The sequence below is a fragment of the Diplocloster agilis genome, from assembly GCF_019042275.1.
Classification (GTDB): Bacteria; Bacillota; Clostridia; order Lachnospirales; family Lachnospiraceae; genus Diplocloster; species Diplocloster agilis.
This window is the reverse complement of record NZ_JAHQCW010000024.1, coordinates 1-22,095: the sequence shown is the minus strand read 5'-3', so window position 1 is coordinate 22,095 and position 22,095 is coordinate 1. Positions and strand designations below refer to the sequence as shown.

Annotated in this window: 15 protein-coding genes; 9 read left to right on the top strand and 6 right to left on the bottom strand. The window is 50.4% G+C overall.

What is annotated here, in order from left to right:
* Nucleotides 1-59: 59 nt before the first annotated feature.
* Together KTH89_RS14290 and KTH89_RS14285 are read right to left on the bottom strand one after the other, a co-directional pair.
* Nucleotides 60-2,573: a beta-mannosidase gene (locus KTH89_RS14290; RefSeq protein ID WP_238722156.1), complete on the bottom strand. Its 2,514-nt coding sequence runs from the start codon at nt 2,571-2,573 to the stop codon at nt 60-62.
* A 15-nt stretch (nt 2,574-2,588) separates the two neighbouring features.
* Complete coding sequence (locus KTH89_RS14285) at nt 2,589-3,956, bottom strand: MFS transporter (protein ID WP_158346988.1); 1,368 nt, start codon at nt 3,954-3,956, stop codon at nt 2,589-2,591.
* A 151-nt stretch (nt 3,957-4,107) separates the two neighbouring features.
* Here KTH89_RS14285 and KTH89_RS14280 point away from each other — a divergent pair, with 151 nt between their 5' ends.
* A complete protein-coding gene (locus KTH89_RS14280; protein WP_238722155.1) occupies nt 4,108-4,812 on the top strand; it encodes a helix-turn-helix domain-containing protein in 705 nt (234 codons plus the stop codon).
* A gap of 75 nt (nt 4,813-4,887) precedes the next feature.
* On the opposite strand, the gene KTH89_RS14275 is transcribed toward KTH89_RS14280, so the two are convergent.
* Both KTH89_RS14275 and KTH89_RS14270 read right to left on the bottom strand, forming a co-directional pair.
* Complete coding sequence (locus KTH89_RS14275) at nt 4,888-6,414, bottom strand: response regulator (protein ID WP_238722154.1); 1,527 nt, start codon at nt 6,412-6,414, stop codon at nt 4,888-4,890.
* Between the two features lie 28 nt (nt 6,415-6,442).
* On the bottom strand, nt 6,443-8,236 hold the full coding sequence (locus KTH89_RS14270; protein WP_238722153.1) for a sensor histidine kinase: 1,794 nt from the start codon (nt 8,234-8,236) through the stop codon (nt 6,443-6,445).
* 304 nt (nt 8,237-8,540) lie between these two features.
* On the opposite strand from KTH89_RS14270, the gene KTH89_RS14265 reads away from it, so the two are divergent.
* The 8 genes from KTH89_RS14265 (at nt 8,541) to KTH89_RS14230 (ending at nt 16,974) form a co-directional block, all read left to right on the top strand.
* A complete protein-coding gene (locus tag KTH89_RS14265; protein WP_238722152.1) occupies nt 8,541-9,689 on the top strand; it encodes an ABC transporter substrate-binding protein in 1,149 nt (382 codons plus the stop codon).
* A 129-nt stretch (nt 9,690-9,818) separates the two neighbouring features.
* Nucleotides 9,819-10,595, top strand: coding sequence for an ABC transporter permease (locus KTH89_RS14260; protein ID WP_158346983.1), 777 nt, complete (start codon nt 9,819-9,821; stop codon nt 10,593-10,595).
* The gene (locus KTH89_RS14255; RefSeq protein WP_158346982.1) at nt 10,592-11,380 is read left to right on the top strand and encodes an ABC transporter permease; all 789 of its coding nucleotides are present in this window, start codon (nt 10,592-10,594) and stop codon (nt 11,378-11,380) included. The genes KTH89_RS14260 and KTH89_RS14255 overlap by 4 nt, the downstream gene beginning before the upstream one ends.
* Nucleotides 11,359-12,138, top strand: a complete 780-nt coding sequence (locus KTH89_RS14250) for an ABC transporter ATP-binding protein (protein ID WP_158346981.1) — start codon at nt 11,359-11,361, stop codon at nt 12,136-12,138. The genes KTH89_RS14255 and KTH89_RS14250 overlap by 22 nt, the downstream gene beginning before the upstream one ends.
* Nucleotides 12,139-12,175: 37 nt before the next feature.
* The gene (locus KTH89_RS14245) at nt 12,176-12,955 is read left to right on the top strand and encodes an ABC transporter ATP-binding protein (protein WP_158346980.1); all 780 of its coding nucleotides are present in this window, start codon (nt 12,176-12,178) and stop codon (nt 12,953-12,955) included.
* Nucleotides 12,956-12,968: 13 nt separating this feature from the next.
* A complete protein-coding gene (locus tag KTH89_RS14240; RefSeq protein WP_238722151.1) occupies nt 12,969-14,543 on the top strand; it encodes a sulfatase family protein in 1,575 nt (524 codons plus the stop codon).
* A 209-nt stretch (nt 14,544-14,752) separates the two neighbouring features.
* On the top strand, nt 14,753-16,198 hold the full coding sequence (locus KTH89_RS14235; RefSeq protein WP_238722150.1) for a sulfatase family protein: 1,446 nt from the start codon (nt 14,753-14,755) through the stop codon (nt 16,196-16,198).
* Entirely contained in the window at nt 16,195-16,974 is a 780-nt protein-coding gene (locus KTH89_RS14230) for a sulfite exporter TauE/SafE family protein (RefSeq protein WP_238722149.1), read from the top strand. Before KTH89_RS14235 ends, KTH89_RS14230 begins: the two co-directional genes overlap by 4 nt.
* 207 nt (nt 16,975-17,181) lie before the next feature.
* Here the strand turns inward: KTH89_RS14230 and KTH89_RS14225 are convergent, their stop codons facing one another.
* Both KTH89_RS14225 and KTH89_RS14220 read right to left on the bottom strand, forming a co-directional pair.
* Entirely contained in the window at nt 17,182-19,446 is a 2,265-nt protein-coding gene (locus KTH89_RS14225; protein WP_238722148.1) for a hypothetical protein, read from the bottom strand.
* Between the two features lies 1 nt (nt 19,447).
* Nucleotides 19,448-21,538 (bottom strand): efflux RND transporter permease subunit, encoded by a 2,091-nt coding sequence (locus tag KTH89_RS14220; RefSeq protein ID WP_238722147.1) that lies wholly within the window; start codon nt 21,536-21,538, stop codon nt 19,448-19,450.
* Nucleotides 21,539-22,095 lie beyond the last annotated feature (557 nt).

The window sequence follows — 22,095 nt, the reverse complement described above, 5'->3', positions numbered from 1 at the left end:
ATAGGTATATCGATGGCATACCCATATACTGTTTGATTCACGGTATCATTAATTCTATCTTACTTTCCGGCCATAGCCGCCCTCAGCATAACATCATTGAGCGTGCGGACCATAAGCTGCCTTCTCAGATCCTCCGAATCCGAAATGCCTTCGCATTCAACTTTTTTCACCTCTATAGTTCGGCTTTCTCCCGCCGGCAAGTCAAAATAATTATCGGAAAAAATGCAGTCGCCTTCTGACGTATCAAATCCGACCGCCTTTGCAAAATGTTTGGCGGTCACTTCAATGACATAACTGCTCCCCGTTTCTTTAACCTCCCAGGAAAGCTCCGGCTCCGAGAAGTAAAATTCCCGTGGAAGTACAAACAAAACCGTGCCCCTTTCTACATTTCCGTTATGTTCCCACTCGAAAAACAGATAAGCAGATTTTTTTTCTATCCTGTTTAACATCCTGGAATAGTCAAGATATACCAACGAAGCACTTTCACCCGCTGACAGATGGGCCGACTTCTCGCCCTGGTCCAGTATCTTTCCATCTTTTCCATATAATTTCCATCGGAGTTGGCCGTTACATTCCATCGCAGTTTCATTGGAAACCCACAGCGAGACATTGGTATCCTCTTCCCTGGCGCTTACCAGCACAGGCGCATAGAACCGCCGTATAAAATATTGAAGCGCCTTCCATCTGCCGTAATAATCAATTCCCGACCAGCTCACGACCGGCCAGCAGTCATTGAGCTGCCACAGCATGATCCCTCTGCAATATTCGTTATCACGCCTGAAATGTTCCACGGAATACCGCATAATCTCTCCGGCCTGAAGCTGTGACAAAAAGACATAATCTTCAAAGTCCTTTGGAATCAAATAGTCGCGCTCCATATACAGTTCGATTGTTTCGTTTCCGCCGGCGCATTTCTGATGGGCATACATCACCGGGGTATAAGGCAGCCTGTCCTGCGGCTCTGTGAAAGAAGCGATGGTCTTCATGGAAGGATAGCTTTGGAACCCCATTTCTGTTACAAAACGACTGCGCATGGTCCGTATTTTCTGGTAGGGGGCATTTCCGTTATATTGCAGATAATAATGCAGATCCCCATCCTTTGCATAGTCGAAAAAGGCAGTGACTTCTCCCGGTGCCTTGGCGGACGGAGAGGAATGGACATAGTCCGTATCCGGTGCATAACGACTGCACAGCTCTGGAATCATCTCTAAAAATAATGGTTCATAATTGGCCCAAAGAGCCTTCCTGACTGCTTCCGGTAATGGGTCCTTACCGGAACCGAACAGTTTGCGAAGCGCCGTGGTCTCGGGATCTGTTGCGCCTGTCACTGTGTAGATACAGTCGATTTCATTATTTCCGCAGTATAGCCCGATGCAGGCATGATGGGCTATCCGCGCCAGATTGTCCTTCAGCTCTTGCTTCACATTTTCCATATATTCAGGGGATATCTGATAAAAGGAACAGGCGAACATGAAATCCTGGTAGACCAGTATCCCATTTTCATCACATAAATCATAAAATTCCTCCGGGGGATAATAAGCCCCTCCCCACACGCGGATGCTGTTCACATTGGAACGAAGGGAGTTCTCAATCAGCTTCTTATAGCAGCTGCCGTCTGTCTTTTGTATCACCGAGTTCTCGATGATCATATTTTCACCCCTGCAGAACACAGGTATATGATTGATTACAAAGGAGTATTTCGCGCCGTCACCATCTTCCGAACGGTCTAGCTCTATCGTCCGCAGCCCGATCCGCTGCTCCCTGGTATCCAAAATCATGTCCTGTGTCATTAGTTCGGTGCACAGCCTGTACAGCGGCTGCCCGCCATAACCTGAGGGCCACCAGAGCCTGGGATGTTCCACTTCAAAGTATACCGTGCCTCCCGCAGCGCATTCCCGGGTTTCCAGCTTTGCACCGTCCGGTTCGGTCAGAGTGAGCCGGAAAAGAAGGTCCTGCGCTCCCCGGCAGACGGGCTGTGCTTTTACAATAACTTTTCCATTCATATGTTCCTGATGTACAATTACGGTTTCTATGGTTCCTTTTTCATATCCTTCAATCATAATATCACGCCAGATACCCGAATCCGGCAGCGACAGCCCCCAATCCCAGCCGAACATACATGCAGCCTTCCGAAGCACGGTATAGGGCTTCCCAATCCCGGACGGATGTTCATTCAAATAAGGTGCCGGTGCGCGAAAATAAATCGAGATCTCGTTCTCTCCCGGTCTTAAAAACGGCTTCACATCAAAGAACCATATGCGATGCATATTATCGGCATTACCAACAACTGCTCCATTCAGTCGAATTTCCGCCAGTGTATCCAGACCATTACAATGAAGCACAATTTGTTCCTGCTTCAGCAAATCTTCTCCTGCTGTGAAGCTTCTTTCAAAAATGTAGTCCCGATCCAGTAGCTCCTGTATTTTTTTCTCATTATCCCGCCAAAAAGGATCAGGCATCACCCCATGCTCCAGCAGTGTGGCTGCCACGGTTCCCGGAACAACCGCATCCCAGATGTCTTCGCACTCTGCAGCACGCATTTTCCATCTACCGTTTAAATTCAATGTCATCATGTCTATACACTCCTATTAAAATTTGTGGCTGAACGAAGCTTTTGCTTCCTCTTTGGACATTTCACCATTGTTGCAGCGGATCATCAGTGCCACATCCGGATCTCTTAGCTTATAACAAAACAACATGATAAAGATAGAAATAATTCCTCCGATCAATGGAGCAAGTCCAAACAGTATCCAAAGGCCGTTAATGGTTCCGGCACCCTGAACCGCGCCTTCTCCAGCCACAAATCCGACAGCCGCCACACCAAACATACCCAGGGCTCCCGTCAGTGCCACGACGATTTTATTGGTAAACGCTTTTGTTGCAAAAGCAATACCTTGATTTCTCTCCCCGTTGCGGAACTGGCCATATTCTACACAATCGGCAACGAACATGATCGCTGTAACCGCACTGATTCCTGAAAAAAGGCTTTTCCCCATATAAAGAATGAACACGAGTACGGTATTTTCATACCCCACAAAATACATTACTGTCGTAAACACCAGAGCAATGATACGGGCTGTGATATTCAGCTTAAATTTCTCCATCTTACTGATCATTTTAGGAATCAGCAGCGCTACCATCAGGATGGGCAGTGCGGAGGACAAGGTAAGAATTGTGATATAAGATTCGCTGCCCAGACAATGAATCGCTACATATGCCAGCAATGTATTGCTGAAATCTGTCAAGGCGCTGACAATGGAAGCCAGCGTAAAAATCAACAGATATTTATTATGTATTAGGCTCATAAAAATTTCCTTAATGGAGACTTCCTTTTCTGCTTTTCCGCCATACCTTTCTTTTGCTTTGCCGGGCAGCGGTATCATTGTAATCAGGCAAAGTACGCCCAAAATTAATATGGTCAAGGGCCACCCGATAGCAGGATAGAGCAGCGGAACCAAAATGGCCACCAGAATCCCGCCCAAATATACGCAAAATGAATTCAGGGAATACAATTTATTCCTTTCTTCCTGATTTTCCGTCATTGCAGTTACGATTGCATTCATTGGCACATCATACATGGTATATGCCGTGTCCCATAAAATATAAGCCGTTGCGGACCATATGATCTTTACCTGAATGGATGCTCCGGATGGTATGATGAACAGCAAAACCGTTGTTATGGGAATGGTAAGACCGGCGATACGCAGCCAAGGTCTGTATTTTCCCCCTTTTAAATGGGCCTTGTCCACAATGACGCCAAAAACCGGATCGTTAATGGCATCCCAGACCTTTGCAAACACAAAAATCAGACCAACCATGGCCGCCGGAATCCCCAAATCCGTCATAAATAATTGAAGAAAACTCATAATTACATAATATGACAAAATAGCGCCAAAGGCATACAGCCCATAACTACCCCGCTCACCCCGCGATGTCGTAAATTGTTTTTTGCCCATACTTTCTTCTCCTTTAACTTAAATTTTCTTCCGCCTGTCAGGCGTATTTGAATCATGTGTACAATATTACTTGTTGCAATTGAATTTTATCATCTATTTTGCTAATATAATGATATGAAACTCATAATAATAGTATAAAGGTAATATAATTATGTCGCAAAAAAAAGAAATGAATCAATTTATCCGGCAATCTATCCTCAGTGGTTACCGCCACCATTCTTTTTCCATAGAACGCGAGATATCGGATTTTTACCTGAAGGGGCGCGGAGACAGTTCACTTGAGGAGATCCTGCGTATAGACACCTATGCGGACGTTCTTGCACCCGACCGGATACGTGCAGTAAAAAACACGCTCATCTGTCTGATTACGGTGATAAGCCGTTCATCCATACGAAATGGCGCTGACTCTGAAATCAGCTTTTCCATGAGTGATTTTTTTATTAATGAGGTAGAAAAACAAAAGACAGAAGTGGAATTACAGGAGCTTCTGAAAGAAATTCTGGACCGGTTCCGGGAATTGGTAGAGGAAGCGCAGCAGCGAAAATATCCCTATCCGGTGTCGAAAGCGATTCGCTACATCAATGCTAATCTCTTTGGCAGTTGTACAGTAAAAGGGGCTGCAAAGTTTACCGGCTGCAACCCCAAATATCTGGCGGCCCTTTTCCAACAGGAACTGGGAATGAGTCCTAAGGAGTATGTAAGGCGTGAGAAAATGAAAGAAGCCCTGACACTCCTGGCTAATGACCACTTGTCCGTAAACGAAACCGCTGATATTCTCGGATATTGCAATGCCTCCCACTTTATCAGAGAGTTTAAACGGTTCTACGGGAAAACACCCAGACAATATGTAATGTAGCAAAAAAGAGTATTTTGTGAAAAAATCTGTGTAAAGGTCATGGGCGAGAAGAAAAGAAAATGGCCTGTGCGCCCTTTACTCCTCATCCCCTGCCCGGTATTTATAAGGATTCGTATTATACTTCTCTTTGAAGATCTTGGAAAAATAGCTCAGATTCTGGTATCCAACCTGCCGGGCAATATCCGAAACCTTCCGGTCGGTATTCTTTAACAATTCTTCCGCGATCTTCAGCCTGTAATTGGTAAGATATTTATTAAAGGAAATACCCACCTCATTTTTAAACAACCGGCAGAAATACTCCTGGTTAATATTCAGAACATCTGTGATATCCGAAATCTTCTCAATTGCCGCGTAATCCTTCCGGACCCGTGTAATGGCAGCCTTCACATATTCGGAATATCCGGAATAGGTATTCAGAAAACTGATGGTGCTGCCTGACAGGAACGCGTAAATATGTTCTTTAAACTCCCGGAAGTTTCCGGCGCTTTTTAATTTGGAGATAGCGGCGTGGCATAGCTTTTCCGTATTGGCAAAGCCCTGTCCCAGCGCGATCAGCTTATAGTTATTAATAATTTCCCGGAAAATTTTCCGGATCTGATAGATCTGCGGCGGATGTTCGGTTTCCAGATAGGATAGAAGCAGTTTGATCTTGCTCTGCGCTTCATGAAAGCGCTGGGAAGAGATCTCGTAGATGATCTCCTGGAAACTTTTCTGCAGCGTATCCTGCCAGACATGATAGGTTTTCGCCGATGCCTGATAACGAAAGGGAGCATGGGCGGATATTTTGGCGTCCTCCTCCTCGTAAAAGCGCATGTTGTGCAGGAGCAGGCTGACAGACAACTCCTCGGCGAATTCCAATCCCTCGGTTACAGGTCCGGAAGTGCCGATGGGACGCGCAAGCAGCTCCGACATCTGGCCGGCGACCTTTTCAAACACATCGTACAGGTACAGGCGGCTGGAGGAAGCGGGCAGATAGAAGACAGCCGCGTGATAGCCCTGTTTCCATTCGTGCTCACGGATGACCAGAGAGAAGGATTCGGCGCACTGTTCCCCCAGCTTCACGGACAGGGGGCCAAGCTCCGGGGCGGCCTCATAGGTCAGGATAAAATAAGGCCCTGACGGGACGGCCAGGCCTTCCTGGGCGATCCACTGATTCAGTTCACCGGGAGTGAAGCGGATAAAATCCCCGGCCGCAGCCTTGGGGACAGGTGCAGCAGCCGGCTGTTCACCGGCTTTTTTCATACAGCCGGAGATGATTTCCCGGAGACATTCTTTTGTGATCTCTGTCTTCAGGATAAACTGATCCGCGTTATAGTTCAGGGAATCCCTGGCATATTCGAAGTCATTGTGGCTGGTCAGCATGACTACCATGGTCTGGGGGACCGCCAGCTTGATCTGCCGCAGCAGTTCGATCCCGTCCATCATGGGCATCTTAATATCCGTGAACACCAGCTGCGGCCTGTGCTGACGAAAGCACTCCATAGCATCCCGGCCGTTCGCCGCGATTCCGACGATTTCTACCGGAAGGCCCGTCTCCCGGATCACATATTCGATCCATTCCCGGATCGGCAATTCATCATCTACAATCATAATCTTTAACATAACAATTCCCCCCTGTTGCCGTTAAAAGTCAGTTAGCGTCATTCTCAATCCTTGGATGCAGGATCCGGATTCGGGTGCCGCAGCCCTCTTTGCTGTCTATGGTGATTCCGTAAGAAGGGCCAAAGTGAAGCAGCAGCCGGTCTGAGATATTGCGGATCCCGATCAGGTTCGAATGCTGGCTGCTGGGTACCAGGTCTCCGTCCCACAGCCTGTTTAGCTGTTCTTCGTCCATCCCGGTCCCGTTATCAAAAAGCGTTATCAGAAGATCGCCGCCCTGGGAGCAGATGCGAAGCGTGATCTGTCCCCGGTATCCGATATCGGAGAAGCCGTGGAATATGGAATTCTCAATCAGAGGCTGCAGCATCATCCGCAGGATGCGCAGGGAGCGGAATTGTTCCGGCACATCCGTGATAAAATCAAAAATGTCCCCGTACCGGTATTTCTGAAGCGTGATGTAATTTTCCAGAAAATTCAGCTCGTCCGACACCAGCATAAATTTATTGGTATAGGACATGGTATTTTTTAATATGACCGTGAAGGCGTCGATGACGCCCAGCGCCCGGTCCTTCCGCCCCATATCCACCATGCATTTGACCGAGAACAGTGTGTTATAGATAAAATGCGGGTTCATCTGGGCCAGCATAGCCTGCAGCTCCACCTGGCGTTTGGACTCCTCTTTCAGCTTGATATCCTCCACCAGCATGTTGATCCGGCCCAGCATATAATTGCACTCGTCGGAGATGGTGTTGATCTCGGCCCAGCCGCGGACGTTAAAATTCTCAGGCGCCTCATCGCTTCCCACCTTTTCCAGCTGCTGGCACAGGTTGGACAGCGGCTTCACGATTTTGCTGGACAGATAGTAGGAGAGAGAAATAATTACCAAAAATACGACAAAACCAAAAATAATTACGATATACTGAATGGAAGCCAGCGGCCTTAGCACCACCTCCAAGGGTATTTCCTCGATCATCACCCAGCCCAGCGTGGAATTTTCGCATTTGGAAAACAGGAATTTTTCTTTATTTTTATCGATAATCTGAAAGTCGGTGTCCCCAAAGATCTGATCAAAGCGGTCCATATTATAAAAGTTAATGGACAGCATGTCCTTGTTGTTGTGGGAGATAATCGTTCCCTTCTGGTCTATGATATAGATGGAATTGTTATTGTTGATCAGGCTCTCGTAGGTGGCCGACAGATTCGACTCCTTGACATTTAGCAGGAAGATACCCAGCTGTTCGCCGGTATCCGGATGCAGGATCGAATATGCCATGGAAAATACGTACTGCGGTTTCTCAGAAAAATTCCGGTGCGTGGAGATCAGAACCGGCTGTCCCTTGGCGGCAATAATATCCGCATACCACAGTTTCTTCTGATACATGTCGATCGTCCGCCTGGAAGGATAGCCGTCGGTGGAATAAGTGAAACCGTTGTTCAGCGCGATCGTATAATAAAAGTCAATGTTGGTGGCGTCAATGGTCTTTTGCAGAATGCCGTCCAGGGTATCCATAGAATGGATAATATTGAGCTGTTCCTCTGGGGACAATTCTCGTGTATAATCAAGATCAGACCGGTTAAACGGCAGATTATAGTAATAGAAGTTACTGACTACATTTACCGTCTGAAGGATGGAGCTGGTCCGTTCCGAGATCTGCTCCAGCACGTCCACCCTGGAGGAGGCCAGCTGTTTGGTTATATTTTTGGAATAGATACTATAGGAAAAAACTACCATTAAAAAGGTAGAGAGAAAAACTAAAAACAAGAAACAAAACAGTAAAACCTGCTTTAATTGAAAATTTTTCTTAAATACCTTAAATAGTTTCATATATCACCTGTCAGAAGCCTGTATTCCTGTATTCCGTAGTTGTGAAAATTACTGTTAAAAATTATAACATTGACGGAAAAGAGAGTCAAATTTGTAGAAAAATGTCAGAATAGTGTTAATTTATTTGTACAAATAGTAATATATCAGAAAATGACTGCCGCAATTAATGGTAATTAGGAGAAAAATGGTCAGTCTGGTTTCATTACACGGGGGACGCCGCAGGCTATAATGAATTTACAACGTACGCAAGAGACGTACCGGAAAAGAACACAGTCAAACGACAAGGAACGAGGAGGAAAGTTTCATGAGAAAGAGGAAAGTATTAGCTCTGACCCTGGCGGTCGCAATGACAGCCGCCGTATTTACCGGATGCAGCCTGAAGCCGTCGTCAGACTCCGGACAGGCCAAACCGGCCGCAGCATCAGAGGAAGCCAAAGAGACCGCGGACGCATCCAGCGGCCAGGACGCAGGGGACGCTTCGGCAGACCAGGCTTCCGGGGATCTGAAACCTTTGCGGGTAGCGGTCCAGCCATACTACAACGGCATGCAGATGGCCTACATCCTGGATCAGAAGTTAGATGAACAAAACGGAATCAAGATCGAACCGATCCTGTTCTCCAACGGAGCCACCCAGAACGAAGCCCTTTCCGCAGACCTGTGGGATGTATCCATGACCGGCGGCGCGTTCGTCTTCGGCGTAGCCAACTATGACGCGAAGGTCGTGGGCAGCCATATCGACGGAACCGGCGGAAATGAACTCTATGTCAGACCGGACAGCCCCATCGCCCAGGTGAAAGGTTACAACCCCACCTACCCGGATGTTCTGGGAAGCCCTGAGACCGTAAAAGGAGCCAAGATCATCATGGCTACCGGAACCACCTCTCAGCTGTGCGCGGTAAAATGGCTGGAAGCCGTAGGCGTGCAGGAAGAAGATGTGGAGCTTGTTAACATGGAATACGCAGCCGGTTATCAGGCGTTCTTAGCGGGCCAGGCCGATGCGGTGGTACTGGTATCCCCCTACTGCTACGACGCTCCGGAACAAGGCTGGGTAAAAGCGGCGGACCTGATCAACCTGGACACCCCGAACTATGAAGAGCTGGTCGCTTCCAAGTCCGCATACGAGAGCAAAAAAGATGAAATCCAGACCTTCCTGAAGCTGGTCTACATGGCGAATGACGCTCTGGAAGCCGACCCTGAGAAAAAAGTGGAATATACCATGAAATGGTATGCCGACAACGCCAATGAAGTGACCGAGGAGAGCGCCAGGGCGGAATGCGACTTAAAACCCCTGATCACCTCCGACAAAGCCAGAGAGATCGAGATGGGCATTTACGAGAAAAACTATGCGGAATTCATGGTCATGATCGACAAGCTGGATTCCTCCCAGGTGCAGACGGTGGTTGATAACGTAAAACCCGAGCTTATGAAGGCAGCCCTGGAATCCATGAAATAACTGACAAAAGGGGACATGTCCAAATCGATTTGGGACATGTCCCGGCTGGAATGGACATGTCCCAAACCGAAATGGACATGTCCCCATCCGGTATTTTTTTTTCGCAAAATTTAGCTAAGGAGAGACGGTATGAGAACAAAAACCAAGTATAAATTAATCTCGCTTGCTTCTGTTTTTGTATTCCTGGCGTTCTGGGAGATCATCACGGATGTGCTGCAGCTGCTGCCTTCCTATGTTCTTCCCAGTCCGGTCAAGGTACTGAACTGTTTTATTACGAAGCTTACGACCTCAAGCCCCGACGGTTCCACGCTGCCGGTACATATTCTGTCCAGCTTAAAGGTGTCCATGGCCTCCTTTTTGACCGCGGCGGTAGTCGGTATTCCCCTGGGCATCGCCATGGCCTGGTACAGCTCCGTTGACAAGCTGGTAAAGCCGATCTTTGACCTGCTGCGCCCCATCCCGCCCATCGGCTGGATCCCGATCATGATCCTGGTCCTGGGAATCGGCTTCTGGGCCAAAGTGGCGGTAATCTTCGTAGGCGCCCTGATCCCCTGCGTGATCAACTCCTACACGGGAATAAAACAGGTGAATCCGGTGCATATGTGGGTTGGCCAGACCTTCGGGGGCACCAGGACCCAGATGCTGTTCATGGTGGCGATCCCCACAGCGCTTCCGGTTATCTTCACCGGGCTTAAGACGGCCCTTGGAATCTCCTGGATGACTCTGGTGGCGGCGGAACTGCTGGCCTCCAACAACGGACTGGGCTATATGATCCAGGTGGCCCGTACCATCGGAAGAGCGGATATCATCGTTATGGGAATGCTGGTGATCGGCGTGGTGGGACTGATCCTTTCCACGATCCTGGACTTCCTGGAAAATAGATATGTAAAGGGGAGGCGGCCATGAGTAAACAACAAGTAAGAGACAAAGTATCCACGATTCTGTTCGCCATGCTGTCCGTATGCCTGCTTCTGCTGGTCTGGCAGCTGGCTGTATCCGGGACTACTTTAGGGAAAATGTTCCCCAAACCCATCCCTGTGTTTCAAAAGTTTGTAGAGTCCTTAACCGTACCCATCGGCCAGTATACCCTGGTACAGCACGCCGTCTTCAGCCTCTACCGGGTGTTCGTGGGATTCGTCTCCGGCGCTGTCGTAGGCGTGATCCTGGGAATCGCTATGGGACGTATCCCGGTCATCGATGCTATCGTAAAACCGATCTTTAACCTGATCCGTCCGATCCCGGGCGTGGCCTGGATCCCGATGGCGATCCTCTGGTTTGGAATCGGAGAGACCACGAAATACTTCATTATCTTCATGGGCGGCTTTGCCAATGTGTTATTAAATACCTACGCAGGCGCCCGGGATGTGGACAAACAGCTGATCGGCGCCGCCCAGATGCTGGGCGCGAACCGCAGGCAGATCTTTGTACATATCGTGTTACCGGCCTCCGTGCCCTATATCTTCGCCGGCCTCCAGGTATCCTTATCGACCAGCTGGATGGCGGTGCTGGCTGCGGAAATGGTCTGTGCGCAGGAGGGGGTCGGTTATCTGATCACGGGAGGCATGAACTCCGGCAATACGACCCAGATCCTGGTGGGAATGCTGGCAATCGGCCTGATCGGCCTGATCCTGGCGACGCTGATGAGATATGCGGAAAAGAGGTTATGCTCATGGAAAATACGAGGAAATTAGAAAATGACTGCGTGGTCCGCTGCGACCACATCGGAAAAATATTCGGGGAATTCGAGACTTCCCACGAAGTGGTAAAAGATATCAACCTGAATATAAAAGAAAATGAATTTGTCGTCATCTTCGGCCCGGGCCAGTGCGGCAAAACAACCTTGCTCAATCTGATGGCGGGCCTGGAACAGACCACCAGCGGAGAAGTAAACGTAAACGGCAAACCGGTCACCGCGCCGGGGCCTGAGCGGGGCATGGTCTATCAGACCACGGCGCTGTTCCCCTGGCTGACCGTTATGGGAAATGTGGAATTCGGCCTGAAGATGGCCGGTGTAAAGAAATCAAAACGCCGGGAGCGGGCGCAGTATTATATCGATCTGGTGGGATTAAAGGGCTTTGAAAAAAGCTATCCGGTCAAACTCTCCGGCGGTATGTGCCAGCGGGTCGGCATCGCCAGAGCCTACTGCAACGATCCTTCCGTGATCCTGATGGACGAACCCTTCGGCCACCTGGACGCCCAGACCCGGTATCTGATGGAGGAAGAGATCGAGCGCATCTGCTCCACGGAAAAACGGACGGTGGTGTTCGTGACCAATAACATCGAGGAAGCCATCTATCTGGCAGACCGGATCATTCTGCTGACAAACTGCCCGGCCACTGTGAAAAAAGAATATGTCGTGGATCTGCCCAGGCCCAGAAGCTATGTATCTCCCGAATTCCTGGAGCTGCGGGAACTGATTACATCGGAAATGGATGAAATGGATTTGTAATGGAAAAGGCGCAGTAAATGCGCCACTGGAGGTAAATATGGGACAAGCACAAGCAAGCGCGCAAACGAAAATCACACAGCCGGAAGCCATCTTAAATGTGGACCATCTGACCAAAAAGTTCGGAGATCTTCTGGTTTTAAATGATATCTCCTTTGATGTAAAAAAAGGCGAATTCCTCTGTATCGTCGGCCCTACCGGCTGCGGCAAGACCACCTTCCTGAACAGTCTGACCAGGCTGTACAAGGCCGACGACGGAAAGATCCTGTTCGAAGGCGAGGAAATCGATCCTCAAAAACATGACCTGGCTTACATTTTTCAGGAATATTCCACCATGGAATGGCTGAACGTAGAGGAAAATATCCGATTTGGCCTGAAAGTAAAGGGCTACCCCAAAGAGCTGCAGAACGAACGGGTGGAAAAAGTAATCAAAATGGTAGGGCTTGACGCTTACCGCAAATACTATCCCCGCCAGCTCTCCGCCAGTATGCTGCAGCGCGTAGTCATCGCCCGCGGCTTCGCGGTGGAGCCAAAGCTTCTGCTGATGGACGAGCCGTACGGCCAGCTGGATCTGCAGCTAAAATACAAGCTGGAAGACGAGCTGCTGAACCTGTGGCAGGAGACCGGAACCACGGTTATCTTCATCACCCACAATATTGAGGAAGCCGTTTACTTAAGCGACCGGATTCTGGTACTGACCAACAAGCCCACCAAAGTTAAAAAAGAGATGATCAACAACCTGCCCAGACCGAGAAAGATCTCCTCAGACGACTTTATCAATCTGAGAAATGAAGTGACCGAACTGATTAAGTGGTGGTAAAAGAGGTGTAAATTTGGATAAATATAATATTTTGTATCTGATGTGCGACCAGTTCCGCTACGACTGCATACAGGCACTGGGAAATGACACAATTCAGACTCCCAACCTGGACCGCCTGGCGGCCAGAGGAGTGGCTTTTACGGAAGCCTACTCCACCTGCCCGGTCTGCGTGGCCGCGCGCTATACGGTGATGACCGGCTGCGAACCGGAGAAAACCGGCTGTTATTCCAACGAAAATCCGGTTCCCATGGATGGGCAGCCGGAAGCGATCGAAGAACGGTGCGGCTCCTATCTGGCGCGCTGTCTTACTGATCAGGGATACCGCACCTTCGGCATCGGCAAATTCCATACCAAACCGGATTGCTACGAGGATCTGGGCTTTGAAGTACACAAGCATACGGAAGAATTATGGGAAACTCCTGAAATCAAGGAAAAGGATGCCTATGCGGGCTTCATGCTGCGGGAACATCCGGAATACGCGCATATCGACCAGCTTCACGGAGAGCGCACGAATATGTATTATGTCCCCCAGATGAGCCCCTTCCCGCAGGAATTGACCGTGGAAGCTTTTACCGCGGACCTGGCGGTTCGGGAAATTGAGAAAGAGGATAAGCGGCCCTATTTTGGTTTTGTCTCCTTTGTCGGTCCCCATCCGCCCTGCGCTCCGCCGGCCCCCTACCATCTGATGTACAACCCGGACCGGATGCCGAATCCCATACGCGGAGATAAAAACATCGATCTGATGGACGAACAGATTACATTTATGAACTACGCGATCTGGGCGGACGAAATCAACGACGCCTGGGCCAGAAATCTGCGTTCCCGCTACTATGGGGAGATCAGCTACATAGACGCCTGCATCGGCAGGATTCTGGACGCGGTCGAGCGCAGGCCGGATGCGGACCGGACGCTGATCTGCTTCTTTTCGGATCACGGGGATCAGATGGGAGACCACCGGGCATGGCAGAAGGAGACGTTTTTTGAGGCGTCCGCGAAGATTCCGTTTCTGCTGAGTATGCCGGGGGTTCTGCCGCAGGGCGCTGTGGATGACAGCCTGATTGAGCTGGCGGATCTGTATCCGATCGCACTCAGGGCGGCCGGTTTGATGGAGACTAAGGAGCAAAAAGTACGGCCCGAAGAACTGCGCAATGACCTGCATAGCGGAAAAAGAACGGAAGAACTTATGAAAAAGAAGGACGGGGTGGATATCCTGGGCGGCGAGAAAAGAGAAGCGGTGGTCGGAGTCTACGGCCGTCCCGGAACCGAGCGCTTCAAAGTCATGATCCGGGAAGGGCGGTATAAGTATATCTTCCTCTCCAACGGGGGACTGGAACAGCTCTTTGACCTCCGGGAAGACCCGGAAGAATATGAAAATCTGATTTCCATCCGAACCCGCGACGCGGATGAGTTCCGTATGAAATTAAAGGAGATCTGCAGCCGCCCGGGCCTTAAGCAGTCCATGGAGAACGGGGAAATGAAGACCTTTCCTTTGACATACCGTCCCCTGATGCGGATTCACCAGTTTGAGTTCTCCAAAAATATCAGGGATTTTAAGGTGTCAAAAGACAATTACTTTTGTTCTATGTAAGGGAAAACACATTAGGGAACAACTGCGAATGTCCAATCAGTATAGATAACAACTGCGAGTGTCCAATCGGCAATAACGACTGCGAATGTCCGGTCAGTAAAATAAGAAATCGTTGCGAACCATATATTCATAACAATAAATTAATTCACAACCTAAAACAGAAGCATGAAATAGAACCGTTTATTAGAGAACAAAGGGAGGGAATTCACTTGTATAACCTGGTGATTATAACACCCGACCAGATGCGCCGGGATTATCTGAGCTGCTATGGCCATGAAAGTATCCAAACCAATCACATCGACGCGCTTTCCGAACAGGGGGTGACCCTGGACAATTGTTACTGCGCCGCCCCGCTGTGCGCGCCCAGCCGGATCAGTTTCGCTACCAGCACCTATTTTTCCGAACACAATCACCGGAACTACTGGTCCTCCATCAGTTCCGAGGTGCCGAACCTGGTGAGTCAGCTCAAAGACCAGGGCTACCGGACCGGCATGTACGGAAAAAATCATCTGTTCATCTATTCCGAACTGGAAAAACTCTGGGATGGACTGGACGAGATCTGCCTGGGAAACTACGACGGGCATGAGAAGTATGAACATTCCTTTTCCTCGTTTACTTTGGAGGAGAATCATCCCTATAATATCACGGGCCGGCTGACCGACGAGGCGATTGGTTTTATGGGGGAAAATAAAGACCGGCCGTTTTTTACCTGGATTAATTATCAGGACCCGCATCCCGCGTTTACCTGCCCGCCGCCATACGACACCATGTTTGATCCTGACCAGGTGGAATTGGGGAAGGAATTCCGGGAATATGATAAGGACACAGAGCCGGTGCGCAACGAGGTCTGGCGGAAACATTCGGAGATGGATCTGTGTTCGGAGACACAGATGCGCCAAGCGGTGGCCCATTACATGGGGCAGATCCGCTACGTGGACGACAGTGTGGGCCGGGTGATGGACTACTTAAAAGAGAGCGGCCTTCTTGCGAATACGGTGGTGCTGTTCTTCTCCGACCATGGAGAATTATTGGGGAACCGGGGTATGACCCATAAGATTCCGGTATTCTACGACTGCCTTACCAGAATTCCCGCGATCCTGTACCACCCGGACAAATATCATGGTATCCGGTTCGGCGGCCTGGTGGAGGAAGTAGACCTTACCCCCACCCTGCTGGATATGCTGGGCGTGGAAGCGCCGCCTACGATGGTGGGCAAATCCATCTGCCCTGCTCTGGACGCGGGGATCTATGACAAATTCAGGGACAGCGTGCTGTGCGAGGCGGGAGGAGGCGCTCCTACCTGCAAGGAGGCGATTCCCGGGCTTAAGCTTTTAGCCCCCCACGTGCCCACCTCCTTCGGACCCGGGGCCATGCTGCGGGAGGGCAGCCTGAAACTGACGATTTATTATGACGACCGGTGCGAGCTGTACGATCTGTCGTCGGACCCAAAGGAACTGAACAATCTGTATGACGACCCGGAATATACCACGGTCCGTCAGAAAATGACGCTGAAGCTGCTGAAGCGGCTGCTTGGCGTCAAGGTGCGGGATATCAAAAGCCTGGAGTGGAACGATCCGAAATATCCGCAGGATGTCCGCTTTGAACCTTTGGAGATGAAGGAGGTCATTCGGGATATTCGAATGGAAGTACAATGACGCTGCTGTTTTTGATCGTAAGCTTCGCGGCCTCCATTATCGGCTCGATCTGCGGAATCGGCGGCGGTGTGCTGATGAAGCCGCTGCTGGATTCCTTTCAGGTGATGAGCGTGGCCTCCATCAGCTTTCTGTCCGGATGCACGGTGCTGACCATGTCCGTGATCTCTGTGATGAAAAATAAAAGGAACGGACAGATCCGGATGGATTACCGGATCTCCACGCCGCTGGCCCTCGGTGCCGCGGCCGGAGGCGTCTGCGGAAAATACATGTTTCAATGGATCAGCCGGCAGGCGGCGGAGAATGTAGTGGGCTGCGTGCAGGCCGTGTGCCTGATGCTTGTTACGGCAGCGGCGCTGCTGTATACGGTCAACAGAAAGAAAATCCGGACGTTACATATGACGAACGTCGCCCTGTGCGCCGCGATCGGACTGCTTCTGGGCATTATGTCATCCTTTTTGGGGATAGGGGGAGGCCCGATCAATCTGGTGGTCCTTTACTATTTCTTCTCAATGGAGACCAAGACCGCTGCGGTCAACTCATTATATATCATTATGTTCTCCCAGGCGGCCAGCCTGCTGAATACCCTTTGCACCGGCACGGTTCCCGAATTCGCGGTACTGTCGCTGGGCGTGATGGTTCTGGGCGGCGTTCTGGGCGGAATGCTGGGCAGCCGGATCAATAAGACGATCCGGGACCGGACGGTTGAAAAACTGTTTATTCTAATTATGCTTGTAATTGTGGGCATTAACATTTACAACATAATACAATTCCTATGAGAGGGGACTGGCTCCTTCCGGCAGGCAGCCGGGCAAGAAATAAAGCAGAATAGGAAGGTGCCTGTCCCCGGAAGCGGACTCGTGCAGTACCGCCCCTGACATATCAACAAGGGAGGTGTGCACAAAGCCCGGCATCCGGGGACAGGCACCTTCCGTTCCTGCTTTACTGCTTGCCCGGCTGCTCGCCGGAAGGAGCCAGTCCCCTCTCTATTTAATTTCCGCTGTTTCTATGATGAATTTTACGCTGCCGTTCATATCGTCCCGGATTCCGGAGAAGGATTTGTAAGCTTTGCTCTCCTGGCTTATATCATCCACCCGGTCCAGCAGCCCCTGGATATCATCATCAAAGGTGGATTTTAACTTCTGAATCCCGGTTTCGTCAAATTCTTTCATGCCGCTGTTCAGATCCTTCGCCCCGTCGGCCAGGGTTCCGATGCCGTCGGCCAGCGCGTTGGTTCCTTTGCTCAGCGTGTTCCCGCCGTCCTTTAACTGATCGGATGCGGAGGCCAGGCTGTTGACGCCGTCCCGCAGCTCGCCGCTTTTGCCGGATAAGGTATTGGCGCCGTTCTTTAATTCGCCGCTCTTGCCGGTCAGTGCGGATGCGCCGTTTTTCAGATCGGCGCTCTTATCAGTCAGCTCTTTTGCGCCGCTTTTCAGATCCGGAGAGCTCTGAAGCAAGGCGTCAGCCCCCCCTGTCAGTATGTCGTTTTTCTCGGACAGCTGATCCATTCCGCCTTTGATCTGGCCAACTACCCCGGGGAGCTGCTGCAGATCAGGAAGCTGTGTCAGCAGCGGTTTTACAGTATCCATCCCGGACTTCATGGAACCCAGATTATCAGCCAGCCCATTGAGCGTAGTACCGGCGGCTGTCACCTTGTCTTTCAGCGGGGAGGCCGGATCTGACTGGAATACCGTGTTTAAGGTGCCGGTTACCGTCTGCGAAATGCCGGAATTAATGGAGGCCGCCAGTGCGTCCTTTTGGTCCTGAGGCATTGCACCGGTGGGATCAATGGAATCCAGTATCGCCGGTGTCAGGTTGCCGCTTAAGCTCTGGGACAGGGCGCTGTCCAGCGCCTGCTGTAACTGCTCGTTATACTGGTCGATTCCCCCATTGATCGATCCGGACATGCCGCGAAGCTGATTCAGCGTGTCGTTATCCAGGCCGCCGGCCAGTGTCACCAGAGTATTAAGCGTATTTAAGTCTTCCTCGGAGATATTCAATCCCGATAGCGCCTGATTCAACTGATCGATACCTTCCGCCACGGATTTGCTGCCCTCCACATACTGTTTGACCCCGGTGCTCAAAGCGGAAGCGCCTTCTACATACTGTGTAACTCCTCCGGCCAGCCGGTTGGTTCCGTCCACATACTGGGAAGCGCCGGAGGCCAGCGTGTTAGCGCCGTCCACATACTGATTTACGCCGGAGGCCAGGGTATCGGCCCCGTCGGTGTACTGATTCACCCCGTCTTTTAAAGTACCGGCGCCATCCTGAAGCTGATTCAGTCCATCATTTAACGTATTCACACCGTCCTTGAACTCACCGGTCTTGGATTGCAGCTTATCGACGCCTTCCTTCAGATCACCGGTTCCGTCTACCAGCTCTGTTGACGCGTCCGACAAGTCATTTAACGCATCCTTCAGATCATCCATTCCCTCAAAATCATCCAGATCCATGTCATTTAACAATCCGCAGGTGGCGATCGTCATGGTAGGCCCCATCTGAAAATCGGTGACATCGGCGGTCAGCGTAAACGAGGTGGGGAATTCCAGAGCTTCGCTGTCCAGGTCCAGTCGGTCCTGCAATCCCGGGAAGGCAAGGCCAACGGCAATATCGGTCTTGGCATCGGAAATGATTTTTCCATTATCCAAAGCTACGTTCTGAAAATGTTCCACCGGCAGCATCATGGCCGTAATCATGGTAAACGGAAGATCCGCGGCGGTATAGGATACGGTCATGGAAAGAGTACCGCTCTTTCCAACGAGATCCGCGGGAGAGATCTGTTTACCGTCCAGCTCATAGCGGATGTCCATGGATACTGGCAGCGCTTTGTCGGTGGTTCCCTGATAATAAATGTCGGCCCCTGCCGTTTGCCAGGTCAGCCGGTTCCCATCCTGGGTAAAGGTCTCGTCGCCTTTTACATTTTCAATATCCTTCAGATCGGACACATCGCTAAGAGACGCTTCCCGGCCCGCATTCTTAAGCCAGTCGGAGACGATCACCTTCGTTACATTCCCCGAAGCGTCCGCGGTCACATAGACGGTCTCTTCCTTTGAAAGCTCGGTGCCGCCGGAAACCGCGGGGGTATTCGTCCCCACTTCCTCAATGGCGTCCACCAGTTTTTCCTTGTCATCCGGGTCCGATTCGGCGGCGGTGAGATACGGAGCGCCGGACCACATGGCCGATCCGACCGTTAAGACGCCGGTGAGCAGCACGGCGGCGCCGGCAGCAGCATATTTTTTCATACTTTTCATGTCATTTTCCTCCTTCATTCTCCGGCTCTTTTGCCAGGAAACCAATCGATGTTTTACAGATTACTTTATCAAATATAATGAACATGGACGGCAGTATGCAGATTACGATAATCATACTGATAATGGCGCCCCTGGATAACAGCGTACAAATGGAACTGATCATATCGATCTTGGAGTAAAGCCCCACGCCGAAGGTGGCGGCAAAGAAGCTGAATCCGCTGATCAGGATGGACTTCATCGATGTCTTGTGGGCAATGCTGATCGCATCCTTTTTGCTCTTGCCCCGCCCCCGTTCCTTCTGGTAACGGCTGGTCATCAGGATCGCGTAATCCACGGTAGCTCCCAGCTGAATCGTCCCGATTACCACGCTGGCCACAAAAGGAAGCGTAGTGCCCATGTAATAGGGGATCGCCATATTCATGCAGATGGCGAATTCGATCACGGCCACCAGGATCACCGGCAGGGAAATGGACTTGAACACGATCATGATAATCAGGAAAATGGCCGCGATGGAAGCGATGTTGACATTGCGGAAATCCACGGAAGTAACATCCTCCAGATCCTTGGTCAGAGGCGCTTCTCCGACGACCATGGATTCCGGGCTGAATGATTTCACGATCTTCTCAATTTGTGTAATCTGCGCATTCACTTCCTCAGTTGCGGTTTTGTAATCCGAGCAGACGAAGATAATCTCATAATGATCGCTCATGATCTTGTCTTTTAAATCAGAAGGAATCATTTCATCCGGAAGTCCCGGACCTACCAGGGAATTCATTCCCAGCGTATATTTCACACCCTTTACCTGATCGATCTGGCTGACCATATCGTCCTTTTCCTTGTTAGTCAGGCCGTTTTTCAGCAGGACCATATGGATCGTATTCATATCGAAATCCTCTTCCAGCTTGGCGTTGGCCATATTGCTGGGCAGTGTCTGGGGAAGGGATTTGTCGATATTATAATAAACGCCCACGTGATTATTACCCCAAAGGGAGGGCAGCAGCAGTACCAGGAAAAACAGGATAAACGCCGCGTAATGTCTGGTAATAAAACCGGAGATCTTATCCAGATTCGGGACCAGCGGCTTATGATGCGTCTTTTCAATCCACTTATCAAATAGAAGAATCAGGCACGGAAGCAATGTCACACAGCAAAGGACTCCGATCACCACGCCCTTCATCATGACCACCCCGATATCCCGTCCCAGTGTAAAGCTCATAAAACAAAGAGCCGCGAATCCGGCGATGGTGGTGACGGAACTGCCGGTGATGGATTTGAATGTGTTGGAAATGGCATGTGCCATGGCCCTGTCTTTTTCCCCCGGGAACCGGAGTTTATTATCCTCGTAACTGTTCAGCAGGAAAATGGAATAATCCATGGTAACCCCAAGCTGCAGCACAGCGGTCAGCGCCTGGGTAATATAGGAGATTTCCCCGATCACCACATTGCTGCCCAGGTTATAAAGAATCGCCACGCCGATGCTGAACAGGAAAATAAGCGGGATCAGGAAAGATTCCATAGTCAGTGTCAGGACGACCAGGGAAAGCAACGCCGCGATCACCACATAGACAGGCATCTCCTGAAGCGACAGATTCTTGATATCGGTAACGATCCCGCTCATCCCGCTGATAAAACACTGCTGATTGCAGATATCCCGCATCTGGCTGATGGCGGTCATCGTCTCATCGGAAGAGGTGGTATTATCAAATAAAGCGATCATCATGGTAGCGTCCCCATGATTAAAGGCGTTTCGGATATCCTCCGGCAGCATTTCCATAGGAACGGTGATATCCATGACATCATCGTACCAGATCACTTCCTTGACATGCTCCACCTGAGCGATCTGTTCCTTTAATTTCACCACGTCCTTTGGCTGCATATCCTCCACAATCACCATGGAGAAAGCGCCCATCCCGAATTCATCCACCATAATATTCTGCCCCTCCACCGTCTCCAGGCTGTCCGGCAGATAACTGAGCAGATCATAGTTGACTCTGGTGTGCGCGATGCCGATCACGGACGGTATCAGCAGCAGCATATACAGGGCGACGATGATTTTCTTATGTTTCACTATCTTCTTGGCAAGCTTAATCATACAAATCCTCCTCGTAAATTCTAATTCCTCACGATACGGAATCCAGCCACCCCGTACCTTCATTAATGTTTACTATATGCAACGCATCCTCATTTGAGAAGTTGTTCACACAATAAAATGACTAAACGTCATTTCAAGCTCAAGGAAAATTATACACCAAAAATGACCAATAGTCAATATAAGCTTGCAAGTTTATAAAAATTTAATGATCTTGGGGACAGGAAGAACCCTGAGGGGCGGGATGGTGGCTTCCGGCCGGCGCCGCCCGGTGGGGCGGACGCCTGTCCTTGGGTGGGCGGAGGGCTGGCTGCTGCTTTGTGAAATCCAGACGGCAGATTCAGGAACCGGGCCAATTCACCAGGCGCTGTCGCACTCGCTTAGCGTTCTTCCTGGAGGCTTTGTATGTCCGCAGCTTACGGCTTGGAACCGCGGGCGGTATCCGGGGACGCTCCGGGCGGCCGGGTTCTTTTGTATCTCCCTGGGGGCGCGGAGGGCTAGCGCTGGAATACGCTAAGTGAAATCGAAAAGCCGGATTCAGGAACCGAGCCTATTCACCA

Coding starts and splice junctions, on each gene's coding strand:
- KTH89_RS14290 (WP_238722156.1), bottom strand. CDS start 2,573: ATGATGACATTGAATTTAAACGGTAGATGGAAAATGCGTGCTGCAGAG.
- KTH89_RS14285 (WP_158346988.1), bottom strand. CDS start 3,956: ATGGGCAAAAAACAATTTACGACATCGCGGGGTGAGCGGGGTAGTTAT.
- KTH89_RS14280 (WP_238722155.1), top strand. CDS start 4,108: ATGTCGCAAAAAAAAGAAATGAATCAATTTATCCGGCAATCTATCCTC.
- KTH89_RS14275 (WP_238722154.1), bottom strand. CDS start 6,414: ATGTTAAAGATTATGATTGTAGATGATGAATTGCCGATCCGGGAATGG.
- KTH89_RS14270 (WP_238722153.1), bottom strand. CDS start 8,236: ATGAAACTATTTAAGGTATTTAAGAAAAATTTTCAATTAAAGCAGGTT.
- KTH89_RS14265 (WP_238722152.1), top strand. CDS start 8,541: ATGAGAAAGAGGAAAGTATTAGCTCTGACCCTGGCGGTCGCAATGACA.
- KTH89_RS14260 (WP_158346983.1), top strand. CDS start 9,819: ATGAGAACAAAAACCAAGTATAAATTAATCTCGCTTGCTTCTGTTTTT.
- KTH89_RS14255 (WP_158346982.1), top strand. CDS start 10,592: ATGAGTAAACAACAAGTAAGAGACAAAGTATCCACGATTCTGTTCGCC.
- KTH89_RS14250 (WP_158346981.1), top strand. CDS start 11,359: ATGGAAAATACGAGGAAATTAGAAAATGACTGCGTGGTCCGCTGCGAC.
- KTH89_RS14245 (WP_158346980.1), top strand. CDS start 12,176: ATGGGACAAGCACAAGCAAGCGCGCAAACGAAAATCACACAGCCGGAA.
- KTH89_RS14230 (WP_238722149.1), top strand. CDS start 16,195: ATGACGCTGCTGTTTTTGATCGTAAGCTTCGCGGCCTCCATTATCGGC.
- KTH89_RS14225 (WP_238722148.1), bottom strand. CDS start 19,446: ATGAAAAGTATGAAAAAATATGCTGCTGCCGGCGCCGCCGTGCTGCTC.
- KTH89_RS14220 (WP_238722147.1), bottom strand. CDS start 21,538: ATGATTAAGCTTGCCAAGAAGATAGTGAAACATAAGAAAATCATCGTC.